This is a genomic window from Vibrio sp. 1580 (assembly GCF_033340055.1).
On record NZ_JAWOVT010000003.1, the window covers coordinates 423,123 to 444,038 of the forward strand.

At 45.0% G+C, this 20,916-nt stretch carries 13 protein-coding genes and 1 pseudogene; 11 read left to right on the top strand and 3 right to left on the bottom strand.

Features of this window, described 5'->3' with window-relative positions; translation table 11 throughout:
• The first annotated feature begins 538 nt into the window (after positions 1-538).
• From R7093_RS07215 to R7093_RS07240, 6 genes are all read left to right on the top strand, one after another.
• Positions 539-1,882 (top strand): DEAD/DEAH box helicase, encoded by a 1,344-nt coding sequence (locus tag R7093_RS07215; RefSeq protein ID WP_005383932.1) that lies wholly within the window; start codon positions 539-541, stop codon positions 1,880-1,882.
• Between the two features lie 324 nt (positions 1,883-2,206).
• Positions 2,207-4,204, top strand: coding sequence for a prolyl oligopeptidase family serine peptidase (locus tag R7093_RS07220; RefSeq protein WP_047104508.1), 1,998 nt, complete (start codon positions 2,207-2,209; stop codon positions 4,202-4,204).
• Positions 4,205-6,346: a TonB-dependent hemoglobin/transferrin/lactoferrin family receptor gene (locus R7093_RS07225; protein WP_033906727.1), complete on the top strand. Its 2,142-nt coding sequence runs from the start codon at positions 4,205-4,207 to the stop codon at positions 6,344-6,346.
• Between the two features lie 9 nt (positions 6,347-6,355).
• Complete coding sequence (locus R7093_RS07230; RefSeq protein WP_318146578.1) at positions 6,356-8,608, top strand: proprotein convertase P-domain-containing protein; 2,253 nt, start codon at positions 6,356-6,358, stop codon at positions 8,606-8,608.
• A 25-nt stretch (positions 8,609-8,633) separates the two neighbouring features.
• Entirely contained in the window at positions 8,634-10,085 is a 1,452-nt protein-coding gene (locus R7093_RS07235; RefSeq protein ID WP_047104502.1) for a DUF1566 domain-containing protein, read from the top strand.
• A gap of 1 nt (position 10,086) precedes the next feature.
• On the top strand, positions 10,087-10,662 hold the full coding sequence (locus R7093_RS07240; RefSeq protein WP_017635423.1) for a DUF1566 domain-containing protein: 576 nt from the start codon (positions 10,087-10,089) through the stop codon (positions 10,660-10,662).
• Positions 10,663-10,770: 108 nt separating this feature from the next.
• Here R7093_RS07240 and R7093_RS07245 read toward each other — a convergent pair whose 3' ends face one another.
• Complete coding sequence (locus tag R7093_RS07245) at positions 10,771-12,414, bottom strand: methyl-accepting chemotaxis protein (protein ID WP_017635422.1); 1,644 nt, start codon at positions 12,412-12,414, stop codon at positions 10,771-10,773.
• 330 nt (positions 12,415-12,744) lie between these two features.
• Here R7093_RS07245 and R7093_RS07250 point away from each other — a divergent pair, with 330 nt between their 5' ends.
• The 5 genes from R7093_RS07250 (at position 12,745) to R7093_RS07270 (ending at position 18,746) form a co-directional block, all read left to right on the top strand.
• Positions 12,745-13,566 (top strand): phosphate ABC transporter substrate-binding protein, encoded by an 822-nt coding sequence (locus R7093_RS07250; protein ID WP_005375153.1) that lies wholly within the window; start codon positions 12,745-12,747, stop codon positions 13,564-13,566.
• A gap of 100 nt (positions 13,567-13,666) precedes the next feature.
• Positions 13,667-14,599, top strand: a complete 933-nt coding sequence (gene pstC, locus R7093_RS07255) for a phosphate ABC transporter permease subunit PstC (protein ID WP_005375154.1) — start codon at positions 13,667-13,669, stop codon at positions 14,597-14,599.
• A gap of 22 nt (positions 14,600-14,621) precedes the next feature.
• Complete coding sequence (pstA, locus tag R7093_RS07260; protein ID WP_005383923.1) at positions 14,622-15,485, top strand: phosphate ABC transporter permease PstA; 864 nt, start codon at positions 14,622-14,624, stop codon at positions 15,483-15,485.
• Between the two features lie 60 nt (positions 15,486-15,545).
• The gene (pstB, locus tag R7093_RS07265) at positions 15,546-16,295 is read left to right on the top strand and encodes a phosphate ABC transporter ATP-binding protein PstB (RefSeq protein WP_005375156.1); all 750 of its coding nucleotides are present in this window, start codon (positions 15,546-15,548) and stop codon (positions 16,293-16,295) included.
• A gap of 327 nt (positions 16,296-16,622) precedes the next feature.
• Positions 16,623-18,746 (top strand): GGDEF domain-containing protein, encoded by a 2,124-nt coding sequence (locus R7093_RS07270; RefSeq protein WP_049812045.1) that lies wholly within the window; start codon positions 16,623-16,625, stop codon positions 18,744-18,746.
• A gap of 129 nt (positions 18,747-18,875) precedes the next feature.
• Here the strand turns inward: R7093_RS07270 and R7093_RS07275 are convergent, their stop codons facing one another.
• Together R7093_RS07275 and R7093_RS07280 are read right to left on the bottom strand one after the other, a co-directional pair.
• Positions 18,876-20,522 (bottom strand): BatD family protein, encoded by a 1,647-nt coding sequence (locus R7093_RS07275; protein ID WP_213899111.1) that lies wholly within the window; start codon positions 20,520-20,522, stop codon positions 18,876-18,878.
• A 4-nt stretch (positions 20,523-20,526) separates the two neighbouring features.
• A pseudogene (locus R7093_RS07280) lies at positions 20,527-20,916 on the bottom strand (hypothetical protein); the annotation flags it as partial.

Genomic DNA, 20,916 nt, shown 5'->3' on the forward strand with positions numbered 1-20,916 from the left:
TGCTTATAGTGAAAGTCTCGCCACCAACTATTATTTTATACAGTAGCGAGGTTAAATGTGGTTACATTTTATCAGTACATGATGTAGCAAAAGTCAAAAAAACCCAAGAATTTCATGGAGTACCTGACGTCAACTTTTACCTGAACTTAACAAAGTTTAACTACCTATCCTTTATTTCGTTCTCACAACAGTTTTCATAGCAGGTGTATTTGCCACGTTCCTGATATCAATAATTTAGACGATATTGACACAAATGAAAGTTTATTGGCCCAAATAACTGCTATTTAAGTCGTTTTGTTGATGGATAGAAGGCATATTTGAACGGCTTTTCTCTAAACTTCCTGTCCAGCTGCTCATCAAAAAGGCTAGTCTTTACTCTGAACTGAGCCACAAATGATGTTTTACCGTTACCACAGGGAATTAGTTTGTGTGATCTCTATCTATACTCCTATGATTTGCGGTATTATACCGAGCTTTATTTTTTTGCTGCGTTAGAGCGGAAACGACACTACAGAGCGCTCAGACGCTGACTGATTTATTGGAGAATACTTTGCAATTTAAAGATCTAGGCCTAGACAACCGATTGTTGAAGAACCTAAAACACTACGATTTTAAAAAAGCGACTGACATTCAGCAGCAGGCGATTCCTGTTGCGATTGCAGGCAAGGATCTATTGGCATCTTCGAAAACAGGTTCGGGCAAGACTTTGGCGTTTGTATTGCCAATGCTTCATAAGTCTTTAAAGACAAAATCGTTTTCTGCGAAAGACCCTCGCGCGGTAATCCTTGCTCCTACTCGTGAGCTAGCGAAACAAGTATATGGTGAGCTTCGTTCTATGCTAGCTGGCCTATCTTATGAAGCAGCACTGATTTTGGGTGGTGAGAACTTTAACGATCAAGTAAAAGCTCTGCGTCGTTACCCGAAATTTATCGTGGCGACACCAGGACGTTTGGCTGATCACTTAGATCATCGTTCGCTTTATCTGGATGGTTTGGAAACGCTGATTCTTGACGAAGCAGACCGCATGTTGGATTTGGGTTTTGCACCAGAGCTTCGTCGCATTCATAAAGCAGCCAAGCATCGTCGTCGTCAAACGTTGATGTTCTCTGCGACATTAGATCATGCAGACGTCAATGAAATCGCGGCTGAAATGCTCAATGCGCCAAAGCGAATTGCTATCGGCGTTTCTAACGAAGAGCATAAAGATATCACGCAAAAATTTTACTTGTGTGATCACCTAGATCATAAAGAGGCAATTTTAGATCGTGTTCTTTCTGAGGCTGAATACCGTCAAGTTATTATCTTTACGGCAACGCGTGATGATACTGAGCGACTAACAGAAAAGCTGAACGAAAAGAAACTGAAGGCTGTAGCACTAAGTGGTAACTTGAACCAGACTCAACGTAACACCATTATGAGTCAGTTTGAGCGCGCAGTGTTTAAGATCCTTGTAACGACTGATGTTGCTTCCCGCGGTTTGGATATTGCAACTGTGACACACGTCATCAACTTCGATATGCCAAAGCATACCGAAGAATACGTACACCGAGTTGGTCGTACTGGTCGTGCTGGAAACAAAGGGGATGCAATCTCTCTTGTTGGTCCAAAAGACTGGGATAGCTTTAAACGTGTAGAAGCATACCTACAACAAGATCTTGAGTTTTCAGTGTTCGAAGATTTGAAAGGTAAGTTTAAAGGCCTTAAGCCACCTAAACCAGATTTTCGCAATAAGAAAGCGACCGCAAAGAAAGCTCGCCCTCAAGCGAAAAAGTCGGCGAAAAAACCAGCTAAGCGTGACAAGAGCTTCTACAAAAACGTATCTGTGGGTGATGATGTCTTCATCCCTAAGAAAAAACCAGCGGCACCGAGCTCTGAAGAGTAAAAGCTGCTGTAGTTTCCCATTGATTTTAGTTCTTAAAAATCCGAGTGTTCGCACTCGGATTTTTTATGTCTGTCGCTAGGTGAAATAGCGTCTTTCCATACTCACTCGTTTGTCAGCTTTTATATTTGTCTGGTTGTATATAAACAGCATAGAACGCTAATTTAGGAAGTTATTAAGTTTTATTACCTCGGTCAAAGCAAACGTTTTTCCTCACACACTAGATAAAAATCTCACATGATTATGAAAATGATAATTGATCTCATTTTTATTTAAGGGCAGAATACGCGCCATTGTATTAATCCTATAAATGAATTCGCTCTCTATATGAAATTTACTCATGTTTTTTTAGGGCTCATAATTACCTCTAGTTCTGGCTTTGCTGCTGATGATTTCAACTGGCTTCGAGATGATGCTCGTAAAGATGAGCGAGTTCTTACCTACCTAACAGAACAAAACCACAAAACTGAACAGCACCAAAAAAGTTATCAGACGTTGACAAAAAACCTACTCACGCAGTGGGATACCATGGTGGCAGACAAAGGTGATAAGCCATGGTCGATCATGAGTGGAAGAGAGTGGACGCTAACGCGTCGCGATGGTCGTTACTTACTATTATCCCGTGCGAGTCAACATGCACCAGAAAACGTGGTGTTCGATTTCGATGAACGACAATCTGCGCATCAGTACTACCAACTTGGTCAATGGCAAGTGAATGGTGACACGCTCCTTTTCACGGAAGATATCGACGGTAGCGAACAATATCGTGCTGTGGTTGTTGATTTACTCTCCGGCCAATCTACGGAACTGGCGACGCACGTCGATAGTGGCGTATTGTTGTCACCTAACGGGAAAGTGGCATTCCTCGTTGCAAAAGAAAAGCGCACTCAGCGACCTCATCAGATCTTACGTATCTCCACTGAATCTTTGGCAAAAACAGTCCTATGGAATGAACCCAAGTCAGATTGGTTACTTTCTTTCTATCGTGCGGCAGATAGCCGTTATGCTGTGCTGCAAAGCAACAACGAGTCAACAACAGAGCAGAAGCTTGTCGATCTAGAAACGGGCACTGTCTCAGATTCATTGCGAAAGCCTGAAGTGGGTGTGGAATATTACGCGGATGTGGCGAAAGGTTACATTTATCTGAAAAGCAACTTTGAAGGAAAGTTCGCCCTTTACCAAGCCGAACTCGCACCGCTTGGCGCAACATGGCAACGCTTCACCAATCCTCGTGAGCCGCTTGAACAGTTCTACCTTTATGATGCAGGAGTTGTGGCACTTAGCAAGCCAAACAATGTGTCGACTTTGACGGTGTATTCTTACCAAGGTCAGGAAAAAGTGATACTGCCATTGGAACACGATGGTAATGTCGCTTGGCTAAGCACGTTGGGCGATTTTGAATCAAACAAAATTCGTATCCGAAGCATGTCGATGACTACGCCTCCTCAGTGGGAAGAGTTCGATGTAAAAACGCTGAATAAATCCTTGTACTCTCAAGATGCTTACCAAGACTTTGATAGTCAGCGTTATGTAACCCAACGTATTTTTATTAAGCACGACGGCGTTTCTGTCCCGGTCTCTTTGGCGTATCGCAAAGACAAATTGCACCCACAATCTCCTGTGTTGATTTACGGTTACGGCGCGTATGGTTTTACGATGAAACCGTACTTTATGCCTCAGGTTATCAGTTTACTCGACCAAGGTGTGATTTACGCTATCGCCCATGTCCGTGGCGGTGGGTACTTTGGCGATGAATGGCACGAGCAAGGCCGTGGTGTGCGAAAAGCCAATTCTATTGGTGATTTTGTCGCGGCCGCGAAGGCGCTGCAAACATTCGAACGTGGCAATAGAGAGGTTTTCGCCATCGGTTCTAGTGCTGGTGGTACGTTGGTGGCCGGAGCGGTTAATCAAGATCCTAAATTGTTTTCAGGTGTCGTACTTAAAGTGCCTTTTGTTGATGTGGTTGCAAGTATGTCGGATACCTCACTTCCGCTTACCACACAGCAGTATGGCGAATGGGGTAACCCAACCAAACCTGAACAATTGGCGTTAATGAAGGCGTACGATCCGATTTTCAATATCCATAAAGACGCTTACCCACCCATGTTGGTTCAAGTCGGTTTAATCGATCAGCGCGTGCCATATTGGGAAGGCGCAAAGTATCTCGCTAAAGTTTCAGCGTTAAGTGAGCGCAACGGGCCGTACTTGTTGCAAACTGATTTTAATTCGGGCCACCAAATGGACCCACGACAAGCGCAAGAACAACAAGCAAAAGAATACGCATTTCTACTATCACTCATTAAAACATCTAAAGCGGAGCAGTAAATGAAGCTTACCCCAGTGTCAGCGGCAGTACTTTTGGTACTTGCTGCCAGTCAAGTGCACGCCGAATCTAAGGTTTTCTCAATGGAAGAGGTGGTGGTAACCGCCAATAAAATCGATCAGCCATTGTCAAAAGTGGCAGGTAGTGTCGCGGTTATCACAAACGAGCAAATCGAAGAAAGAGGCGAGACCGAGCTATATGACGTGCTGCGTAACGAACCTGGTGTAAGCGTGACGGGCGGTGCAGGACGTCCGCAAAACATTACCATCCGTGGTATGACGGGTAACCGCATTATGATCGTTCGTGATGGCATTCGTTCTGCGGATGGCTTCGGTGCGAATGACATTAATGATGCAGTTGGGCGAGATACTTTTGATTTATCCAATTTTGAATCGCTGCAAATCATTAAAGGGGCAAGTTCTTCGGTGCATGGCTCTGGAGCGATCGGCGGTGTGGTGATTTTAGAATCCAGTCAGCCGGGTGATTTCTTAAAAGACAAAGACTTTTACACCGATGTTTCCGGTACTTACACCGATATCAGCAACAAGTACAAAGGCACGAGTAATCTAGCTTTCCGTTCCGGTGACACAGAGAGTTTGTTTAACGTTTCATACTGGCAAGGACAAGAGACACGTAACTTTGATGAAGATTTGTATAACCGCGATCTCGATGGTTACAGCGGTGCTTATACGATCAACCACTTTTTCAATGAAGAGGTGATGTTGAAAGCCAAAGCGGAACTCTACACCCAGAACCAAGAGCGTTTGGAGGGTTCACCGTCCATTCAACCTGATGGAATTTGGCATATTGAAGACTTTGCTGAGGATGAAACCACAGAAGAGTACAGCGCTTATATTGGTGCAGAGGTGACTCCGATTAATCCAACTTGGTTCGAAGAGTTGGATACCAAAGTTTACTGGCGTCACACCGAAGTGGTGGAAGACACCAACCGTTTAATGCGCCAAGTGGATCACAATGGTTTGATCACCAAGCGTCGCGAGCTGGAACACAAAACCTTCATTGACGAAACAATTGGCTTCCGTGGCGATTTCACCAATACGATTTATGCAGCAAATGCTGAGCACCAATTGGCTTACGGTGTTGAGCTTTCTACAGACTATTACGAACGCACAGATAGCGACTCCAAGATTGATTGGAACGGAGTAACACCTTCGACCAAACAACCTTTCGCTCCTGCTCGTGCTTATAACATTGGTTTGTACGTTCGAGACATGGTGGAACTGGATAAATGGACCATCACAGGTGGCCTACGCTTTGATGCGCACCGTCTCACGCCAGACGGTGCGGGTGAAGTGGGCGGCTTCCCATTAAAAGACATGGATAGCTCAGAGGTATCTCCAAGCCTGTCGGTTTCTCGTGAAATGTTTGCCAACAACATTGCTTATGTATCTTATAACCATGGTTACCGTGCTCCGGAATACGATAAAGCGTATGGCTTCGTAAGCCACGACTTTGTGCCGCTCACGCCGTTTGTCATTGCACCAAACATGGATCTAGAAGCTGAAACTTCCGACTCATTTGAAATCGGTAACAAGTTCGATAACGGTCGTGCGTATGTCTATGCGTCTGTGTTCTACAACAAGTTTGAAAACTTCATCGATGTTGTGACCACAGGCTTTGATTCAAGCACTGGTAATTACATCAAACAGTACCAAAACCTTGATGGCGTAGAGACTTATGGCGCAGAGCTTTCTGCGGGTTACGCGCTCACCAAACAATGGGATATCAGCACTAAGTTTGGCTACGTAGATGGCAAAGACGCGGAAGGCGAATACGTTCGAAGCATTACGCCATTCGAAGGTAACGCTCAACTGAAATACGCCAACCAAGACTTCAACGCTTACGTGGCTTGGAACTGGGCCGCTGCCATGGATCGCGTTCCTAAATGCCAGACCACGCTTGGTCTAGCGACAGAGTGTGCTCAGACAAGCGCGTGGAATACGTTTGATCTTGGCGCAACTTACTACGTTTCCAAAGACCTTCGTGTTAGCGCAAACATCGTCAACTTGTTCGACAAAGAGTACATCCGATACCAGGACGTAGCGGGTATCGCTGAGGAAAGTAAGCGTTACTCAACTGAGCCTGGGCGCTACTTCACGCTAAATGCAAAATACGAATTCTAGGACGAAATCATGAAGCTAAAACCATTGGCGTTTTCACTACTTATTGCTTGTACCCCTGCGGCGCAGGCTGCAGAGTGGGATTATCCCGCAACGGACTCTGTGGTAACGAATGAAGCGCAAGCGAAAACTTATCTAGACAGCCACTACTCAGAAACGGGCGAGTTTAAGTTCCGTTACAAAACCCAGTCTCAGCTTGGTGAGCATTACAATTTTGATGTTTGGGTAAACGGTGAATATCAAGCACAGCGTGCCCTAGTAGTAACAACCGATAAAAATCATCACGTTGTGCGAGTGTTTAAGAGCCTTGAAGATACGATCATTCGCAACGGTAAACCAACGGTTGCAATGGAATTGGAATCGCCTCGCCAACTGCAAGCACAAGAGCCACCTGCTCTGAGCTCTGGAAGTCTGGTTGATGTTGAGGTTTCTTTATTCAACCCAGATCTTCGCACCATGCAACAGCAAGCGGCACCAGAATCGACGTGGTCAGCACTGTCCGATTACCCTCAGCCGATCGAGTACGTCACCAAGTCGATTGAGGTTTTAAAGTCGGGAGGTAAGTTCTATCTCTCTAACCCAAGATTAAAGCAAGTGGATGCGACGGGTTTATTTGCAGCCCCAGCACCTGGTGAAGCACCTGTGCTTGATACGTTGGACTTTCTCAGCGCAGAAGGAGTTCAAGCGTTTGACAGTGTTGATGAGATGCAAAGCACCGAGTTTGGTGACAATGCGTTCCCACAGTTGATGGCTTTTTATCATCTTGATAGCTCGATCCAATATCTGACAAGCCTGACTTACGACTTGTTTGACGAACCGCTTCGTTTTGACGCTCGCGGTTTATCAAAAGATAACTCTACTTACTATTACGGTCCGAAAGCACTCATGCTAGGTGTCGGTGGTGTTTCTCCGGATGCAGTTGATGCTGATGTGGTGATACACGAGCTTGGGCATGGCATTCATTACCAAATCGTACCGGATTGGGCGTACGGTCACACTGGTGCTATCGCAGAGGGTTTTGCTGATTACTGGGCGGGCAGCGCGAGCTACCGCATTCAATATTTGGATGCTTCGCGTCGTGGTCAAGAGTTCGAGCTAGATACGGTGTTCAACTGGGACGGTGTGTTCGGAACACGCAAAACAACTCGTAGCTTATGGAACCAAAGAGCACGTTACTTCGAAAGCTCAGAGTATCCAGCGCACGTCAGTGTGGGCGGTGAACTAGGTGACGAGCTATGGTCAACGCCGCTGTTTCAAGCGCTTAAAGCATCGGTTGAACGATACGGTGATGATACCGATAGGGTGTTCCGCGAGTTTGACGCCATTGTTCTTGAAGGCATGTACGGCATTGGTCGTGGCGTGAAAATGCATGATCTGGCGGAGTCGACCGTGTTTGCCGCAAACATCTTGTTCCCAAATAAAGACTACGCCCAATTCCTGACGGACAGCTTCAACAGACACAACTTACTTAAAGCGCCTCTTCGTGTTCGCTATGACGCTCGATACATCGCACAAGGTCAAGACGTTGGTTTGAGTCTGAGCCAAACTGGCCGTGAAGCGAGCATCAAAGGGCAATGGCAGCTAAACAACGCATCTGTTTTCGATTTTGATGAAACGCTTTCTGACTCGACCTCAATGAAGGTGGCGTTACCAAGCGGTCTAACATGTGGCACGCAATTCGATTCCTCTATTTCATTGGATTATCAATTTTCTGAAGGCCTAAAGACTCACCAGTGGAGTGAAAAGGTGGCGCTGGTTAATGGTACGCCAGAGCTCGATATCCAGCCTCAACCAGTGAACTCCGCTTTGCCGGAACAGGGCGACAGACTGTTCTCTCAGACGCTATCGGACAAGTCACGCACGATTGATGATTCGTTTGCGGTTTACCTGAACATCGAACATGACTCACTGCAAGATCTGCAAGTGACGCTAGTGTCTCCACAAGGCAAATCGGTCGTGCTACTTAGCCATCAATCAAGCAATACCAAAGGATTTAAAGGTTACTTCACCGCTCAGTATGACGAGGAGTTACAAGCACTTGTCGGTCAACCGAGTTGGGGTACTTGGCGTCTCGAAGTGTCTGACCGCGTGTCAGGGAACTCTGGGGTGTTGAAAGAGTGGGGTGTGAGTCACTTTGCTCAGTATCAGTGTAGTGCTGATACCACTAAAGAAAGCAGTGGCGGTGGTTCAGGTGGCAGTGGTTCGCCTTGGACCTTGTTAGGACTTTTCCTGCTTTCAATGGTGAGAGTGATTCGCTCTCGTTAATTAAAATCAAAAGAAGATAAAATCTATGAAGTTTCAATATTCTTTCGTTGCTATGTCACTAGCCCTTGCTGGCTGTGGCGGAGGTTCTGGTGGTGACACGTCGGCACCGACCTATGATGTAGCTGGCACCATCGTTTCTGCAGGTACACTTCTTGATACGCCAGTATGTATCGATTTAAACCAAAACTACGTTTGTGATTCCACTGAACCGAGTGCTAAAACGGATAATGCCGGTAAATTTAGCCTGACTTCAAGCGACAAAAACGTACTAACCAGCACCATTCTTGCTCAAGTTGATCAAGGTTCAAACCAAACGTTGCGTCTTGCGGCTCCGGGTCAAAATTTAGCAACGGGTAACACGGTCAATGGTGTAACAACGTTGCTCGCGGGTCTTGTAATTGACGGTAAAACCGTTGCTCAAGCTGAAGAGATTGTGAAAGCGCAACTCGCCGATGCCGGCGTTTCTCTTTCTGGTACGGTGATGTCTAACGCAGAAGCTAGCGAGCTAGACAAGCTAGAGCAAAACACGGTTGTGCTATTAGCTGCGATGCAGCCACAACAAATGACCCAAGGCGTAGCGCTGCTTGCTCAAAGCCTTAGCTTCCAGGGTAAATCATTGGCCTCTGATCTTCTGTCTGAAGCGGAAGTAAGTGCATTTGCTGAAGAAATTGTAGCGGTTGCTGAACAAACGGTTGGTAGTAACGATACGGGCGCCGTTCTTTATTTTGCTGAAGGAGCAGCAGACGTAGCAGAGGTTCAAGCGTCTTACCCTGGTCAAGATGCGGAATACGGCTTCGACAAAGAGGACAAGCAAACGTCGACAGGCGCTGGCTTTAAGTTCGTTAAGCTAGATTCACAAGGTGCAGCTTTAGCTGCAGATGCGACTGAGTGGGCTTGTACTATGGACGAACGTACTGGTCTTGTTTGGGAAAATAAGAGTGCGGATGCGAGCTCGGTTCAATTTAAAGATCGCCTGTTTGCGTTTGAGTCTGAAGCATTTAAGCCATTTAGCAAAGATGTAGAGCTTGCAGGTTGTAAAGACGCTGGTGATGAAGTTTGTACCACTAGCCAATATGTTGAGTACATAAACAAACAATCGTTATGTGGAATCACTGGTTGGCGCTTGCCTACTTACCGTGAGACTTATGACTTACTAGACTTTGGTGAACAAACACTGTTTGCTCCGAACGATGAATATGCAAAATACAACGTCTATGGTTTTAATGTTAAATACTTTCCACAGCAAACCATAGGTAGCCCTTATTTAGGATATGGTGCGTTTTGGCATAGCGACTTTAAGTTTACGAATGCATCATCACAACTTATTGATGGCGAGATTTATTTCCCTGCGATTGTCTCCCGGGGCAAAGATAGAGGCACTATTTCATACGTCGAGATTCGATCAAGCAACACAAGTGCGGGTGCCGATGATTCTTACCAATTCCCAATCCGTCTAGTCGCAGTTAAGGGGCAATAAGATGAAGAAATTAATAACTGTACTATCTCTTACTTTGGCTTCTCAAACTGCAATAGCTGCACAAGAGTGTTCTACTGACTTTGCTAAAACGGCACCTAACACGCGTTATACATATTCTGAGAGCGGTACCGTAACTGACCTGAAAACAGGTCTAACATGGATGCGCTGTCCAGTTGGTATGACATGGAATGTAGGAAACCAAGAATGCCAGGGGACGCGATCTACAATGTCATGGCAACTCGCTCTCTCCACAGCCAAACAAATTCGTAATAAGGACGGCAACCATCCTCTTCACAATTTTGCTGACAAAAAAAATTGGCGACTAGCAAATATCAAAGAGCTAGTATCTCTAACTGAGCGAGCTTGCCACAGCCCAGCCATAAATAGTACAGGGTTTGCTAGCGGCTATAGTCTGACAGATGGAGATGATGTTCTAGGGCGTTATGTCTGGAGCAACACACCTAATGGCGACGGTAAGCATGTTGCAACTTTTGATACGACTAATGGTGAGGTTTTCAATAGAGATCCGTTAAACTCAAGTTTCAAAAGTTCTCTCTTGTTAGTGACAGATGAATAATAATTATTACGTTAATAAGGGTTGATAGCTTTGCCTTTAAAATAAGCTCCGCCAGTGCGGAGCTTTTTCTTTTCTAACCTTTGGAACTTATCGTGTTGAGCAGAGAATTTAAACTTGGAACTGCTTAAGCTGATGTTTTTGGTTTTCTGCTAAACCAGACAACTCTTGCGCTGCCGCGGCTGATTGAGTGATACCAGTGACGTTCTGGCTCACTAGTTCATAGATGTTCGTTAAGTTGTTGTTGATATCAGCCGTGACCTGCTTCTGCTCTTCTGATGCGGTCGCAACTTGAGTGTTGATTGAGTTCAGATCGGCGATAGCATTACTGATATTAGCAAGTGATTGGCTAACTTCTTGTGTCAGAGCTTGGTTGTCTGACAACATCGCTAAGCTGAAATGCATACTTTCATTTGCGTGACCAGATTGTTGCTGTAGCTCTTCTATAATGGTTTGGATCTCTTTGGTGGACTCCTGAGTTCGCGCTGCCAGCATACGTACTTCATCGGCCACTACCGCAAAGCCTCTGCCACTTTCGCCCGCTCGTGCAGCTTCAATCGCTGCATTCAGTGCAAGTAGATTCGTTTGCTCAGAAATACCTTCAATCACTTCGATCACGCGACCAATGTGTTCTGATTGATCTTTTAGCGAAGTTACGACGGCAGCGGCTTCGTTAAGTTGTTCCGCCATCTTTTCACTTGCGCGAGTGCTTTCCCCAAACATGCTTATACTTTGTGAGGTTAACGTACGTGCTTGATTTGATGCACTATCGGCTTCTTGTGCATTGGTCGATACTTCAGCTGCGGTCGACTCTAGCTGATTGATCGCCGAGGCTACTTGCTCAACTTCTTGCTTTTCTTGATCCGAGTTGACGCTGCTTTGAGTCATAACAGTTGCTAACTCGGTTGATGCTGATGCCACATCTTCACTAATGCGAACCAATGCGCTTACAGTTTCACGCAGTTTTTCTATGGTCTGGTTTACATCTCGAGCCAGCTGAGACACTTCGTTTTTCCCGATGGCTTCGGCCTTAACTAGTAGGTTTCCCTTCGCGACTTCCTGCATCGTTACTTGAAGGTTACGAATCGGCGCAACGATGTAGCTGGCGAGTACCCAACTAATAAGTGAAGCGGCACTCAAGATCACCGCAAGCGAGACGGCGCTGTAAGTTAGCGTGGTTGAATGTTGTTCGCCATTCGTTTCGACTTCATCGGTGACGATTTGATTCAATTGTTTAGATAGTTTGTCGATGGCGTTGATCATCGCTTCGCCAGCTAATCGATACTCAGCCATTGTAGATTCGTACTTTTGATTGAAATCAGAGGTGGTGTAATCAGAAGAGTGTTTAGTGGTGAGCAGAGGTGTCATGGTAACGCGAGTGAAATCAACATAGTGATTCATGGCCTTACGCATAGCATTGACTTCATTTTGAACGCCAGGGAGATTGTCGATGGAGTTAAGAAAATCGCGGTTTTTGTTTTGTCGCTCAGAAAGCTCTTGGTTGAGAGACTGAACATCTTCGGCTCTAAATAGACTATAAATGGCTTTGATGCGCATGGCGTAAGTGTTGTCTACGATGCCGCTAAGTTCCTCTTTGTGAATGATTAGCTTATGGGTGGAAGCCGAAACCTTATTGAATGCTTGATCGAGTTTACCGATTCCGACACTCAGTCCAATGATGAGTAATATAACTGTGAATAGAACAGGCAGAAAAACCTGAAGTTTAATAGAAAGCGTACTAAGAAATTGACGCATGAGATTGACCCTCTATCGGTTTAATTATTATCTTTTTTATAAATAAGCATTTCGATTTTAATTGTTATATTTGCCAAATCAATGAGTTACTCATATCTAATTGTTATGAAATGTACCAAAATCGATGGGGTTATCATCTTGAACATGAGGCAACTTATAAAAACGTTACGTTCAAATTGAGAGAGGGATAAGTCGCGGAATTAATAGTTAGAAATGACAACGTGTCATAGAGGGTTCAACTAAGTGAAACACAACTGTCATATTCAAATTCTAAAGTGAGCACCGTTCAAGTGAAACACAACGGCAATAAAGCCACTTAAGGAAATTGTGATGAAAAAGACAGTAATCGGTGCAATCGCACTTCTAGGCGCAATGGCAGTGACTCCTGTTTCTGCTAAAGAAACTATCTCTGCAGTGGGTTCTAGCAGCGTAACTCCACTGATGGAAGTTTTCTCTGAAACGTACATGAAGAAGAACCCTAACGTATTTATCGAAGTTCAAGGTCCTGGTTCTTCAGCTGGTGTAAAAGCAGCGAAAAATGGTTCAGCAGACCTTGGTATGTCTTCTCGTAATCTAAAAGACTCTGAAAAAGAATCAACACTAATCGAAGAAGTGGTTGCTCGTGATGGTATCGCAGTGGTTGTCAACCCACAAAACAAACTGCCAGGTCTAACAGCCGAGCAAGTGACTGCAATCTACAAAGGCGAAGTATCAAACTGGAAAGAAGTCGGTGGTGCAGACAAGCCAATCGTAGCCATTACTCGTGACACAGCTTCTGGTACTCGTGGCGCATTTGAAGACATCATGTCTCTAAAAATGAAGATTTCTGGTAAGAAGGTATCAGCTATCTCTCAACGTGCTCAAGTTGCAAACGGTAACGGCGCACTGAAAACAATGGTTGCATCTAACCCATACGCAATCGGCTACATTTCTCTTGGTACTGTAGACAACACTGTTAATGCGCTAGCAATCGACGGCGTTGATGCAACGGTAGCTAACGTTAAAAACGGTTCTTACAAAGTAGCGCGTCCATTCCTTGTTCTTTACAAAGAAGGCAAGCCATCAACAGAAACGCAAAAATTCCTAGACTGGATGCTAACTGATGAAGCGCAAGCGCTAGTTGACCAAAAAGGTTACATCTCAGTTAACTAATCCCATCGGGACTCTAAAGTTTGCTCAGCCCAACGTTTCGGGCTGAGCCTTTTCTATCCATTGTGTTCAACGGCATTGCCCAGAACCGTGAGATTTTTAAATGACCATCGCAACAAATAGTGAAAAGCTTATGAATACTGACGCTAGAGCTATCAGCAAGTCAGGCCTACGCGAGAAGCGTCGTGTAGACTGGAAAGAGCGCATCTTCCACGGCTTGTTCCTAACGAGTGCCGTAATCGGCATTGTTTCATTGGCCGTTATTGCATACTTCATCGTTCGAGAGAGTATTCCGGCATTCCAAGAAGCAGGCGTATCGGGCATTGTCTTAGGACAAAACTGGTTACCACCTGCGCTTTACGGTGTCGCCACCATGATTGTGGCATCTATCGTATCGACGGCTGGTGCTGTCATTGTTGGGGTTCCAATTGGTGTTCTGACCGCCATTTTTATCGCTGAAATCGCACCAAAGCGATTAGCAGACATCATCCGTCCAGCGGTTGAGCTGCTAGCCGGTATTCCTTCAGTGGTCTACGGTTTCTTCGGTCTGGTTATTATCGTTCCATTGATTCAGAAAGTATTTGATGTACCTGCAGGTAACACTATCTTGGCCGGTATTATTGTTCTTGGTGTGATGATTCTACCAACAGTAATTACGGTTTCTGAAACGTCTATTCGCGCTGTCCCTCGTACTTATAAAGAAGGTTCTTTGGCACTGGGCGCATCGAAAATCTACACCATCTTTAAGTTGCTCGTTCCAGCGGCTCGCTCAGGCATCATGACAGGTGTGATACTGGGTATCGGTCGTGCGTTGGGTGAGACCATGGCGATTATCATGGTTATGGGTAACGCGCCGGCAATGCCAGAAGGCATCTTGGATTCGGCTCGTACACTAACTGCAAACATCGCTATTGAAATGTCTTACGCAAGTGGTGTTCACGCGAACGCACTTTACGCTACAGGTGTAGTACTTCTGGTCTTCATCATGTCGTTGAACGCTGTACTACTGTACCTAAACCGAGAAAAAGCGAAGTAATCGCTCGTTAAAGGTGACTATTATGGATCGCGCAAAACTGAAAAAAGCACGCCAGTTCAAAGATAATGTCTTTAACGCATTTGTCTGGATCTCGGCAGCACTAACGGTAGGTTTTTTGTTCTGGATTATCTGGTACATCCTATCAAACGGTCTACAACACGTAGATTGGAACTTCATTACTGATAACTATACGCGTACAGGTGAAGAGCATGGTATCTTCCCAATGATTGTGGCGACCATTTACATGGTTATCGCTTCTATCGCAGTGGCAGCGCCACTCGGTATCATGACGGCAATCTACTTGACCGAATACGCGAAAGTGGGCAGTCGTTTGGTGAAAATCATCCGATTCTGTACCGAGTCATTGGCGGGTATCCCGTCGATCATTTTCGGCCTGTTTGGTATGACTTTCTTCGTGGCGATTCTTGGCCTTGGCTTCTCGATTCTGTCGGGTGCATTGACGCTAAGTATCCTAATCCTGCCAGTGATCATCCGTACAACGGAAGAAGCGCTGATGGCAGTGCCACAAACTTACCGTGAAGGCTCTTATGGCCTCGGTGCTTCTAAGATTTACACTATCTGGCGTTTGATTCTTCCGAGTGCAATGCCAGGTATCTTAACCTCGGTCATTCTAAGTATTGGTCGTGTCATTGGTGAGTCTGCTCCAGTATTCCTGACAGCAGGTATGGTTGCACGTATTCCGGACTCTTTATTGGATTCAGGTCGTACGCTAACCGTTCACCTATACAAACTGACTACCGAACTGTTTACCGTTGAAGAATGGAATCAGGCTTACGGTACGGCAACAGTGCTTATCGTAGTTGTTCTCTTGATCAACATGGTAACGAAACTGATTGCTAGACGTTTTAACACCGCAACTTACTAACAACACTAATTAAGAACGCACGTTAAAAGACACGAATTCAAGAATTAAGAGATTAAGACAATGAACAAATTTGATATTGAAAACCTAGACCTATTCTACGGTGACAACCAAGCACTGAAATCGATCAACTTACCAATTCCAGTTCGCCAAGTAACTGCACTTATCGGCCCGTCAGGTTGCGGAAAATCAACGCTTCTACGCTGTTTGAACCGAATGAATGATCTAATCGAAGGCGTGAAAATTACAGGTAAATTGGCGATGGACGGCGAAGATATTTACGGCAACATTGATGTTGCTGACCTTCGCATCAAAGTCGGCATGGTATTCCAAAAGCCAAACCCATTCCCGATGAGCATTTACGAGAACGTGGCTTACGGCTTACGTGCTCAAGGTATCAAAGACAAAAAGACAATTGATGAAGTGGTAGAGCGTTCGCTGCGCGGTGCTGCACTTTGGGATGAGGTGAAAGATCGCCTTAAATCACACGCATTCGGTCTTTCTGGTGGTCAGCAGCAACGTTTATGTATTGCACGTACAATCGCGATGGAGCCGGATGTGATTCTGATGGATGAGCCAACGTCGGCACTTGACCCAATTGCGACACACAAAATCGAAGAACTGATGGAAGAGCTAAAGAAGAACTACACCATCGTTATCGTGACTCACTCAATGCAACAGGCGCGTCGTATCTCTGACCGCACTGCGTTTTTCCTAATGGGTGAACTGGTTGAGCACAACGATACGCAAGTGATCTTTAGCAACCCTCAAGACGACCGTACTCAAGGCTACGTAAATGGTGATTTCGGTTAATCCACCGTATTTACAAGCATAACTAAATAACTATAAGCGATGGTAACTTTGCCCCTCTTGATGAGGGGCCTTTTTCTTTTTAAGTCGTAGGCTTAAAACATCTACCAACACAAAAATCTTGTAAATAAGTACAACTTTCCTCCCCAGTTTATAAAGCATGTAACTTATGTGAAACATGGCTTTAAAAGTGCTGAAGAGCTCTCGAATGTAACACTAAGTCTGATAATTTTGCGAATGACTTAACAGCTCAAATTTGAACGTATTGATTGCATATCATGGCCTAAGTAGTTTTTTATCGAGGATAAAAAAGTAGATTAGGTTGGTAGGGTGAGTTTAAGAAGTTTTACAAGAAAAGTGTCTTCAACGAGGGACCATCGGTTGCTAGCGGAGGCAATCTTTGATCATTTAGAGAGTCTGTTCTCCCCTCAAGCCCTCGCTATTTTTGAAGATCCTTCAATTAACCCTCGTCATTCGATGAGCTTCTCTCGCGGAGAGCTTTACCCAACCCAAAACTATCCTGAGACATTCTGGGAGTGGGCAAGTCAGTTTGACACCTCTGAAAGCATCATACCTCTGGCGATCAACACTTGTAACTGGAATCACACCCGAGATTTAGGCGGTGATAGTTACATCATGATGCTCGACAACACGCCTATCAAACGTACCTACCTACTGATTCAATCTGTACATGCTCGCACAGCACATAATATCTATGAAGAAAGTTACGACGCAATGCAGCTCGCAGCGGCGCGTTGGCAATGTATTCGTGCTGAAAAAAATGCCTCGAAAGAGATCAGGCACAGAGATATTCGTGAAGCGCAATATGTTGATGAGATTAGCCAACGCGAGCGCTTTATCGAAAATATGAAGTTAGTTCAGCAAGTTGCACTCGAAATCTCTAACCCTGATTCTTTAAAGGACTTGTACTACAAAGCCGTCGAAGCGTTACGTGAACGACTTGGGTTTGATCGCTCTACACTGATGCTTCTCGATATGAAAAAGCGCAGCTTCAGTGGTACATACGGTACGGATGAGTCAGGAATTACGATTGATGAATTTCACACACAATACGATTTACACCAACTTAGCGAGGAGTATATCACCGCGTTATCTAGCCTCGAGAGCAACTTAGTTATTGTAGAAGACGCGCCAATATACACAGCAGGCAAGGTCATCGGGCAGGGCTGGAATGCGATGTTGATTTTACGCGATGGCAATGAACCGTTTGGGTGGTTCGCGCTAGATAACTTTATTCATCGTAAGCCGATAACGGCATATCAAAAACAGATGTTGGACTCGTTTGGTTCACTCTTCTCTCAAATTTACATTCGTAAGCGCCAAGAACAAAACGTACGCATGCTGCATTCAAGCATGGTTGAGTTATCACGTTGCACTACTGTCAGTGGAGTATGCAAATCGGCCGTCACTTTCGCCATTAAAAATCTTGGTATTGATCGAATGGCGGTGTTTTTAACTGATGAAAATTGCTCTTACATGCAAGGAACGTGGGGTACCGATATTCAAGGTAATGTGGTGGATGAATCTTACTTCTTTGGCGAAACCCAAGATTTCTCTCTTATAAATCTGGCTCGCTCAATGCCAAACGAAGTCGCATTTGAAGAATCAGTGCCTATTTATCATGACTGTAATATTGTTGGCTTTGGTTGGGCTGCGATGACGGTATTGACTTCAAATAGCAGTGGTCCTATCGCCTTTATCGCTGTTGATAATTTGCTGACACGTGCGCCCTTAACTTCTCAGTTACGTGAAGTGATTCGTATGTTCGCGTCCAGCTTAGCTGAAGTATTGCAACGTACTCAAGCTCAAGAGGCGATTCGCGAACTAAACGAAAACTTAGAGCTGGAGGTTCAGAACCGAACAAAAGAGTTAGAGGAAGCCAATCGACAGCTTGAGGTACTTTCTAAGCTCGATCCTTTGACGCGTCTTGGTAATCGCCGCATGTTAGAACATGTGATGCAAAAATATTGTGCCCTAGAGTATGAAGACGACATGTCGTTTGGCCTGATCCTGATTGATATTGACCATTTTGGCTTATTCAATAATCACTATGGTCATCTCGAAGGCGATATCGCATTGATGCGAATTGGCTATATCTTGGATCATCATACCAAAGGTGAAGATGAAGTTTTTTGCCGTATCGGAGGTGAGGAGTTTGCATTGCTCATGATTGGTTCTGAGCAAGAGGAGGTTCGACTGAGAGCAGAGTGCATTCGTCAGTGCATCGAGGGCGAGGGGATAAAGCATCGACATAACCCAGAAGGGGAGTTACTTACCGTTTCAGTCGGTTACTCCTGTTATAAAGCGAAAGGCAAAGACTTTAATTTCGACCATTTATATCAGTTGTCGGATAAGGCACTCTATCAAGCGAAGAATCATGGGCGAAATTGTGTAAGGCGATACGAATACGAGCCCCAAGTGTTTGTTGAGTGAGTGATGTTCATAAGAGCAACTTGATAGGGAAGGGGGCGGCGGTTGGTGCTCTAGATAAAACCGCTAAAGCAAATTTGGCCGGATAAGAGAATTGGCAGCTCATGAGAGCTGCCATTGTTATCTAGTTATTTATAGCTTTTCGAGCTGGTGGTCGGTTTTTGTTACGTTTGCTTTGCCAAGGTTTTGAATTTTCGCTAGCAGCGAATCAGGGCTCCAAGGTTGTTGGTTAGCACTAAAATACGCTTGATTCATGGCATTAAGCTCTTGCTTAATTGCTTGTACGTCGCCAGGGTTTAGCCTGTCTTGATGAGTGGTTAAATACTCATTTACAGAGCGTTCAATTTTCGCAGCATCGCCCTCTTCGATGACTTTTTTTAGCGCGTCGATGCAAAGTGGTTGTTCAGTATTTGAAACCGTTCCACTCGCTGTTATTGACCGCTTTTTCCATGCCCAAATAGCGATTCCCAATGTCATTATCCAAAGCCCTAGGAAAACAAAGGTTAATGTTCGCCAGAGACTGTTTACATCGCCGCTTGATTCAGGACTAGGGGCTGACACTAAAGGCGCTGAAAGAGGCGATTCCGGCAACGTGATTAGCCCAGTGTCATTTTTCTCTACGTCTAATGTTAGCTCTGGTAACGTTGTTTTCTTCGCTTCATCATTTTGACTGTCCCACCAGTTCAAGTCGTATCCTGGTAAGGTATATTTCCCGGCCTCTGTAGGAATAATGACTTGCTTCACCGTCATGGTAACGGTGCCATCTCTCGCGCTATCGAACTTAGGTTGTTCGGGATACACGCGCAGTGAACTCGGGTAACTAATATTGACTCGTGGCAGATATTCGGCTTGTGTACCGCGAGCCTTAACTTGAATGGTTCGAGTGAGTGAAGAGCCTTGTTTTACTGTGTTGATCGCGTTAGTCGACAGTAGATTACCTTGATCGTCTTGCCAGCTCTGTGTCATTTCTAACGCTGAAGCAGGAAGCCATTCACCTTTAAATTCGCTCGGAATCGGTTTGACCGTGATTGGCATGCGTTCCGCTTTGGTGTTGATAGGCATTATTTTGGTTGAGCCCGTCAAGCTGTCGCCATAAATATAAGAACCGGTCAGTTTAGGACCTATCAAGGTATAAGTGCCTGGTTGATTGGCCGTTAAGCGAAACGACTGCTCTATGACCGCTACTTCTAACCCATTTAAGATCTTCTGTCTTTGTTGTAAGCCACCCAGTGCCTCAAGCTTCATGCCTTCAATCTGCGGAGGTACTATTTGCGGGTTATCTAGGCGTCGAGTGTCCGCTTTAATTAGAAGCTGTATACGTAATGTTGCAGATTGCTGAGGGTAGAGCGTACTGTTGTCGACCGTAATATTGAAGCTAAATAGATCATCAAGATTGGGGTCTGTTTGGCTCGCGTTGACACGCAGTTTGATCGGCTCCGTTCTCATACCATCAGCGGAAAAACTTGGAATAGTCAGAACACCTTCTTTCATTGGTGCAATTGAGATACTCCACTCGGTACGCACTGATTTTCTTCCGTTAATGTTATTGCTAGAGCGGCCATAACGAGGTTGACCCAAGAAGAAGTCTTTCTCTAGAACATTGAAGTCGATTGAGTCTGAGCTGAGCTCAGTATCTGAAATGATTCTGAGGTTAATCACTTCATTCTTGGCTACTTGTGTTTTATTCACACTAGCTTGAAGTGTCTGTGCCATCACCGAGAAACTGGATATTAGGCTGGCCACAAAAATAAAGACCAGTTTTACGCCTTTGTTCATCACAGGCTTACCACTCCTTTTGAGATTGTTGTGGAGGTTGTTTTTGTTGCGCTTGAAGTTGCATTTGCGCACGGATCAAAAAGCTTGGGTCGCGAGCACTTTCTACTGCTTCTAGTCGACGGAACTCAGGATCATCCTGATGCATTTTTTCGGGATGCGCTTTAGCCTGTATTGGTTCACCTTGATCCTTCACTTGCTTGTCATCTCGTTGCGGTTGATGTTGTTCCGTTTTTTGTTTTTCTTTTTTATTTTCAGAATCTTGCTGATTTTGTGACTGTTGTCCTTGCGCTTCTTTCCCTTCGTTTTGAGACTTTTGTTGCTGTTGCTGTTGCTGTTGCTGTTGCTGTTGCTGTTGCTGTTGCTGTTGCTGTTGCTGTTGCTGTTGCTGTTGCTGTTG

Coding starts and splice junctions, on each gene's coding strand:
- R7093_RS07230 (WP_318146578.1), top strand. CDS start 6,356: ATGAAGCTAAAACCATTGGCGTTTTCACTACTTATTGCTTGTACCCCT.
- R7093_RS07235 (WP_047104502.1), top strand. CDS start 8,634: ATGAAGTTTCAATATTCTTTCGTTGCTATGTCACTAGCCCTTGCTGGC.
- pstC (WP_005375154.1), top strand. CDS start 13,667: ATGACCATCGCAACAAATAGTGAAAAGCTTATGAATACTGACGCTAGA.
- R7093_RS07225 (WP_033906727.1), top strand. CDS start 4,205: ATGAAGCTTACCCCAGTGTCAGCGGCAGTACTTTTGGTACTTGCTGCC.
- R7093_RS07220 (WP_047104508.1), top strand. CDS start 2,207: ATGAAATTTACTCATGTTTTTTTAGGGCTCATAATTACCTCTAGTTCT.
- R7093_RS07240 (WP_017635423.1), top strand. CDS start 10,087: ATGAAGAAATTAATAACTGTACTATCTCTTACTTTGGCTTCTCAAACT.
- pstB (WP_005375156.1), top strand. CDS start 15,546: ATGAACAAATTTGATATTGAAAACCTAGACCTATTCTACGGTGACAAC.
- R7093_RS07245 (WP_017635422.1), bottom strand. CDS start 12,414: ATGCGTCAATTTCTTAGTACGCTTTCTATTAAACTTCAGGTTTTTCTG.
- pstA (WP_005383923.1), top strand. CDS start 14,622: ATGGATCGCGCAAAACTGAAAAAAGCACGCCAGTTCAAAGATAATGTC.
- R7093_RS07250 (WP_005375153.1), top strand. CDS start 12,745: ATGAAAAAGACAGTAATCGGTGCAATCGCACTTCTAGGCGCAATGGCA.